General features: G+C 58.0%; 7 protein-coding genes. All 7 read right to left on the bottom strand.

The window, feature by feature from the left end; all coding sequences use genetic code 11:
* Positions 1-581: 581 nt before the first annotated feature.
* Positions 582-1589, bottom strand: a complete 1008-nt coding sequence (gene rpoS, locus F7R06_RS23305) for an RNA polymerase sigma factor RpoS (RefSeq protein WP_059407844.1) — start codon at positions 1587-1589, stop codon at positions 582-584.
* Positions 1590-1692: 103 nt separating this feature from the next.
* Complete coding sequence (locus tag F7R06_RS23300; protein ID WP_090316990.1) at positions 1693-2550, bottom strand: peptidoglycan DD-metalloendopeptidase family protein; 858 nt, start codon at positions 2548-2550, stop codon at positions 1693-1695.
* A 211-nt stretch (positions 2551-2761) separates the two neighbouring features.
* Entirely contained in the window at positions 2762-3397 is a 636-nt protein-coding gene (locus tag F7R06_RS23295; protein WP_174552471.1) for a protein-L-isoaspartate(D-aspartate) O-methyltransferase, read from the bottom strand.
* Between the two features lie 41 nt (positions 3398-3438).
* Positions 3439-4188, bottom strand: coding sequence for a 5'/3'-nucleotidase SurE (surE, locus tag F7R06_RS23290; protein ID WP_090316987.1), 750 nt, complete (start codon positions 4186-4188; stop codon positions 3439-3441).
* Entirely contained in the window at positions 4176-5234 is a 1059-nt protein-coding gene (truD, locus tag F7R06_RS23285) for a tRNA pseudouridine(13) synthase TruD (protein WP_090316985.1), read from the bottom strand. The genes surE and truD overlap by 13 nt, the downstream gene beginning before the upstream one ends.
* On the bottom strand, positions 5231-5704 hold the full coding sequence (ispF, locus tag F7R06_RS23280; RefSeq protein ID WP_090316982.1) for a 2-C-methyl-D-erythritol 2,4-cyclodiphosphate synthase: 474 nt from the start codon (positions 5702-5704) through the stop codon (positions 5231-5233). Before ispF ends, truD begins: the two co-directional genes overlap by 4 nt.
* A gap of 102 nt (positions 5705-5806) precedes the next feature.
* Positions 5807-6676: an S-formylglutathione hydrolase gene (gene fghA / locus F7R06_RS23275; RefSeq protein ID WP_090316979.1), complete on the bottom strand. Its 870-nt coding sequence runs from the start codon at positions 6674-6676 to the stop codon at positions 5807-5809.

Genomic DNA, 6676 nt, shown 5'->3' with positions numbered 1-6676 from the left:
GGGAACAGGCTGGTCTGGCTGCGGGGCTCTCCCTGGATGTAGGCCATAACGAAAAATGCTCCGTATCTTTCGATACGGAGCATTTTCTTTGAGCGCTGCGCAGATTGCTAGGTTTTCACACAGTCTGTTGTGGGCCTTTTTGCTTTTCCATGGGCGAAAAAAAGGGGCGGTTTGACCCGCCCACATTTTTTCCCTATTCCCTTTGTTCCTTTTCATCGTCCTGATGAATCGCTTCCTGCGATGTCCCTACCCTTCGTCCTTGAAGGGCGTGTCTGTCCGTCGACACAACCCGAATATTAGAGCCTTCAGCGGCAAGAGCAATCGGGCTCCGGGGCTGGCCCGGCCTGTCATATATCGTAAATCTTAAGTTTTTTACCTACGTTTCAATGGGATAGATCTTCTCTGTCAGATGTATAACCGACGACTGCCCTGTAAAAATAACGAACACTTACGAAAGAGTAAGCAATGTCTTACAACGCAAGACTACGAACCAGAGGTCATGCCCGGGGATGCAGTCGTTTTCACTCCAACAACAAAAGCCCCGAACCAGTCGGGGCTTTTTTCTAGCTGCTACGAAGCCGTTACTGGAACAGCGACTCGCTGGACAGGCCGTTTTTCTCCAGAATCTCCCGAAGACGCTTCAGGCCTTCAACCTGAATCTGTCTGACTCGTTCCCGAGTCAGGCCAATCTCAAGGCCTACGTCTTCAAGGGTGCTGCTTTCGTGGCCGCGCAGACCGAAACGCCGCACCACCACTTCGCGCTGCTTGTCGGTCAACTCTGAAAGCCACTGATCGATGCTCTGGGACAGGTCGTCATCCTGCAACAGTTCGCATGGATCGGTTGGGCGATCGTCAGTAAGGGTATCCAGCAGGGTTTTATCCGAATCCGGACCCAGCGAGACATCGACCGAAGAAACCCGCTCGTTCAGGCCCAGCATGCGCTTGACCTCGCCTACCGGTTTTTCCAGCAGGTTGGCTATTTCTTCGGGTGAGGGTTCATGGTCGAGTTTTTGCGTCAGCTCCCGTGCGGCCCGCAGGTACACGTTGAGCTCTTTGACCACATGAATCGGCAATCGGATGGTCCGGGTCTGATTCATGATCGCGCGCTCGATGGTTTGACGAATCCACCAGGTCGCGTAGGTCGAGAAGCGGAAGCCGCGTTCAGGGTCAAACTTCTCTACCGCCCGGATCAACCCCAGGTTGCCCTCCTCGATCAGATCCAGCAGCGACAAACCACGATTGACGTAACGCCGGGCAATTTTAACTACCAGCCGCAGGTTACTTTCAATCATGCGCTTGCGTCCGGCCGGATCGCCACTTTGCGACAGGCGCGCAAAATGAACTTCTTCTTCGGGGGACAATAATGGGGAAAAACCGATTTCATTGAGATACAGCTGCGTGGCATCGAGTGCACGCGTGTAATCAATGTATTTATGCTGCTTTAAAGACGCGGAGTGTTTGGATTTGGCACGAACGGAAGGTGGAGCCGCCCCTTCATCATTCGACATCGAATCCGTACCGATGCCGGTCTCCATAAGGAGAACCTCATCGTCGATGTCAAACTCCGGCACTTCTTTACTGAGAGCCATTGTTATAGTCCTTTGGTGAGTTCGACCTCAAGCTCAAGCGGCGCCTTTATCCTTGGCAACGCTGGAGCCTGTCCCCTCTACGATGGAACAGGCTGGTAAGCGATCAACGACGTGGCAGGAATTGCAGCGGATCTACAGGTTTACCTTGCCGGCGAATCTCAAAATGCAGTTTCACCCGGTCCGTACCCGTTGACCCCATTTCGGCAATTGTCTGTCCGACCTTGACCTGCTGCCCCTCCCGAACCAACAGCCTGCGGTTGTGTCCGTAGGCACTGACGTAGGTTTCGCTGTGTTTGATGATCACTAATTCGCCGTAGCCCCTTAAGCCACTCCCGGCGTATACGACCGTCCCATCAGACGCAGCTAAAACAGGCTGTCCCAAATCCCCGGCGATATCAATTCCTTTATTCAAACTACCGTTTGAAGAGAATTTTCCAATTAAAATGCCATTAGATGGCCATCCCCAGCCGGTCGGGGCCGGGCCCGGGGGAGGCAATGGTTCGGGTGCCGGCTTGTTGGCGACGGACGGTACCACCGTCGGCGCAGTGGTGGTCGAACCGTTTACCGGACGACGGATCACCGTGGTTTTAATCGAGGACGATGGCGTTGAATTTGACGAACTGACTGTCGTTGTCGACGTTGAATCGCTGCGTCCGTCGAAGCGAATCGTCTGACCAGGATGGATCGTATAAGGCGCAGGAATGTTGTTGCGCGCCGCCAGGGCCTTGTAGTCCCAGCCGTAGCGAAAGGCAATGGAAAACAGGGTGTCTTTGGGGCGAACGACGTACTGCCCCGTCGTCACGGCCGGACGCTGGGCCACGGCATTGTTGCGATCGACGACGCGTACATCGCTGGATTTGTTGCTGGAACATCCGACCAGCAAGGTGCTCAAGACAAGGCCAGTCACCAGGCGCTGAAAGCTCGTTATACCCATACGCTGCGCAATGACTGTGAGACTCACCCGCCGCTCCCTTTATGGTGGCTGAAAATGTGATTTGCCGTGTTTAGGCATGAAGTGTCGCAAGTATAACGGGCCGGCCACGCTTTACCTTTAATGAAGCGAAATGGCTTCGCGCACACGTTTGCTGCCCGATAAAACAACCTGTTTAACTGATCGACGCCGCTATAAGACAAAGGCAATCGAGGAGAATTCAGCGGGCCGAAACAAATGCTCAGGCCAGTGGCCCGTTGAGCAGCGGAACGAAGCGCACCGCCTCCAGAACGCGCCTGGAAAAGCCGTGTTCTTCTCGAATGATCAGCAGCAACTGCTGAACCTCTCCCGCCCCCACCGGGATCACCATACGCCCGCCGGGTGCCAGTTGATCGAGGAGCGCCTGCGGGACATCGGTCGCCACTGCTGTCACGATAATGCCATTGTACGGCGCCAGCGCCGGCCAGCCTTCCCAGCCATCGCCCCAACGAAACACCACATTGCGCAGGTTCAATTCAACCAAGCGTTCCTTGGCGCGATCCTGAAGGACTTTGATGCGCTCGACGGAAAACACTCGTTCGACCAGCTGCGACAAAACAGCCGTCTGATAACCCGACCCTGTTCCGATTTCCAGCACTTTGTCCAATGGACCGGCTTCCAGCAGCAGCTCGCTCATTCGCGCCACCATATAAGGCTGGGAAATGGTCTGGTTATGCCCGATCGGCAGTGCCGTATCTTCATAGGCGCGGTGCGCCAGCGCTTCGTCGACGAACAGGTGACGAGGTGTGCGGCGGATGACTTCCAGCACCTTGGCGTTCGACAACCCTTCCTCATACAAACGCTGGATAAGGCGCTCACGGGTCCGTTGCGAAGTCATCCCGATGCCGCGACGCAGCATATCGTCGTGCTCACGAGACATTAGCGCAGCCCCTCCAGCCAGCCATCGAGACTTCTGAAGGCGTCATTGAAGGTACGATCCAGTTGCAATGGGGTAATGGACACATAGCCCTGCATGACCGCATGAAAATCAGTGCCCGGACCGCCGTCCTCGGCATCCCCGGCAGCCGCGATCCAGTATCCGGCCTTGCCTCGCGGGTCGACCACCTGCGTCGGCGCCGCCGCACGTGCGCGATGGCCGAGACGGGTCAACTGGATACCGCGGATGTGGGCCAGCGGCAAATTCGGAATGTTCACGTTCAATACCGTACGCGGAGGAAGTTCAAGTTCCGCATGAGCTTCGACCAGTTTGCGCGCAAAGTACGCCGCCGTAGGAAGGTTCTCGACTTGTCGTGAGACCAACGAAAAGGCGAACGAAGGGCGTGCCAGGAAACGCCCTTCGAGCGCGGCCGCCACGGTTCCGGAATACAGGACATCGTCCCCCAGGTTGGCGCCCAGGTTGATCCCGGACACCACCATATCCGCTTCACGCTCCAGCAAGCCATTGAGGCCCAGGTGCACGCAATCGGTCGGCGTGCCATTCACGCTGATAAAGCCATTGCTCAGCGTCTGCGGGTGCAACGGACGGTCGAGCGTCAATGAGCTGCTGGCGCCGCTTTTGTCCTGGTCCGGGGCGATAACCACGCACTCGGTGTAATCCGCCAGCGCAGCATAAAGCGCGGCGAGACCGGGTGCGGTTACCCCATCGTCGTTTGAAATCAGAATACGCATGGGCTGTCCGTTTGCCCCACCGGCACCAGATCAACGAGTTCGCGCACCAATACGGTGGCGAAGCATCCGGCCGGCAGGACGAATTCCAGTTGCAGAATGTCAGGCTCGGGATAATGCCACGTCAACCCGGCTATGGGCAGTCGCAGGATGCGACGTTCGTGGCTCATTCCGGCGTTAATCAACCAATCGCGAAGGTCGGCTTCGCGGGCGGCGATTGCCTGCTCCAGTTCATGGACAGCGCCCGCGGTCGGCGAGTCACCTTCGCCCCACTGCGGGCCGGTCGGATGCAGATCGAGAATCGCCAGACGCGGGTCGCTGCACTCGGCCTCACCGGCCGGAAAGAAGCTGCGGCTATCGGTGAATGCCAGCAAATCACCCACTTGGGCGCGCTGCCAGGTGCCATCGGCGACACGGGCGGCCAACACCTGGTTGAACAGAAAACTACGGGCTGTGGAGAGCAGGCGCGACCTGACGTTGCGTTGCTCTGGCAAGGCCTTGCGCGCAGCCCAGGCGCGGGCATCGACCACATTGCCGCCATCGTGCCCGAAGCGCTGGGCGCCGAAATAGTTGGGGATGCCTTGTTGGGCGATCAACTGCAGGCGCTCTTCAATGGCCGCCTTGTCGCCGGCGAACTGCGTCAGGCGCAAAGTAAAGCCATTGGCCGAGTGGGCCCCGCGTTGCAGCTTGCGCTTGTGCCGACTGGTCTTGAGGATTTTCAGCGTGTCGTTTTCTGCCGCCGACAGATCCGGATCGGCCTTGCCCGGCAACTGCACGCTGAACCACTGTCGTGTCAGCGCCTGGCGATCCTTGAGTCCGGCATAGCTGACGGTGCGCAATGGCACGCCAGCGGCCTTGGCAATGCGCCGCGCTGCTTCTTCCGTATTCAGGCCGCGTTTTTCCACCCAGATCCACAGGTGTTCGCCATCACCGCTCAAAGGGATATCAAGGACTTCGTCGACCTGAAAATCTTCCGCGATGGCTTTCAAGACTGCGGTGCCGAGGGCTTCACCATAGGCCCGCGGGCCGAGCAATTGCAGTTCGTTCATGCGCGCAGCAACAAGGCAACGGAGTGCACCGCAATGCCTTCTTCGCGACCGACAAAGCCAAGCTTTTCGGTAGTGGTAGCCTTGACGTTCACTTGATCCAACTCAACTTGAAGATCCGCGGCAATCAGCGCGCGCATCGATTCGATATGCGGGGCCATTTTCGGCGCCTGGGCGACGATGGTGTTATCGACGTTGCCGACCTTCCAGCCCTTGGCGTGAATCAGTGCGACGACATGACGCAACAGCCCACGGCTGTCGGCGCCCTTGAATTGCGGGTCGGTGTCCGGGAAATGCTTGCCGATGTCACCCAGCGCAGCCGCGCCGAGCAAGGCATCGCTCAAGGCGTGGAGCAGGACGTCACCGTCAGAATGGGCGAGCAGCCCGAAGCCGTGTGCAATGCGCACGCCGCCCAAAGTGATGAAATCGCCTTCAGCGAAACGGTGCACATCATAGCCGTGGCCAATACGCATAAAAAACGCCCCGATTTTTGTCAGGGCGTGATTCTACCTGCTATTGAGCGGCTAGTGTCCTGTCTCACAAGTACGTTCCTCTTTTGACGACAACAGACGCCGTCAAAAAGGAACAGTACTTGCGAGACGGGGCACTAAAGCATGCGCGTGATGCCGCAAGTGATCATCGATGAAACTGGCGATGAAGAAATAGCTGTGGTCGTAGCCGGGCTGCAAGCGCAACGTCAGCGGATGACCGGCCAGTTTGGCGGCCTGTTGCAAGGCTTCGGGCTTAAGCTGGGTGGCCAGGAAATCATCGCGATCACCCTGATCGACCAGCAGCGGCAACTTCTCGTCAGCCTCGGCAATCAATGCGCAGGCATCCCACTCGCGCCATTTGGAACGGTCTTCCCCGAGGTATCGGGAAAAAGCCTTCTGCCCCCAAGGGCAGTCCATCGGATTGTTGATCGGCGAAAACGCCGACACCGAGAGATAACGCCCCGGGTTGCGTAAGGCACAGACCAACGCACCGTGTCCGCCCATGGAGTGACCGCTGATGCCGCGCTTGTCCGACGCAGGGAAATGAGCCTCTACCAAGGCAGGCAATTCCTGCACGACGTAGTCATGCATCCGATAGTGACGCGACCAGGGTTCCTGCGTGGCATTCAGATAAAAACCTGCGCCGAGACCGAAGTCCCAAGCGCCATCGGGATCGCCCGCCACCTCCGGACCACGAGGGCTGGTGTCCGGGGCAACGATGATCAATCCCAGCTCGGCAGCCATGCGCATAGCGCCGGCCTTCTGCATGAAGTTCTCGTCGGTGCAGGTCAGGCCGGACAGCCAGTACAGCACCGGCAGTTGACCGCCCTGCTCCGCCTGCGGCGGCAGGTACACGGCAAACACCATGTCGCAGCCGAGCACGTCTGAGCGATGCCGGTAACGCTTGTGCCAGCCGCCGAAGCTTTTCTGGCAGGAAATATTTTCCAGGCTCAT

This window comes from Pseudomonas moorei (genome assembly GCF_008801475.1).
GTDB classification, from domain to species: domain Bacteria; phylum Pseudomonadota; class Gammaproteobacteria; order Pseudomonadales; family Pseudomonadaceae; genus Aquipseudomonas; species Aquipseudomonas moorei.
Note: the sequence above shows the minus strand (reverse complement) of the source record. Positions and strands in the feature narration are given on the sequence as shown.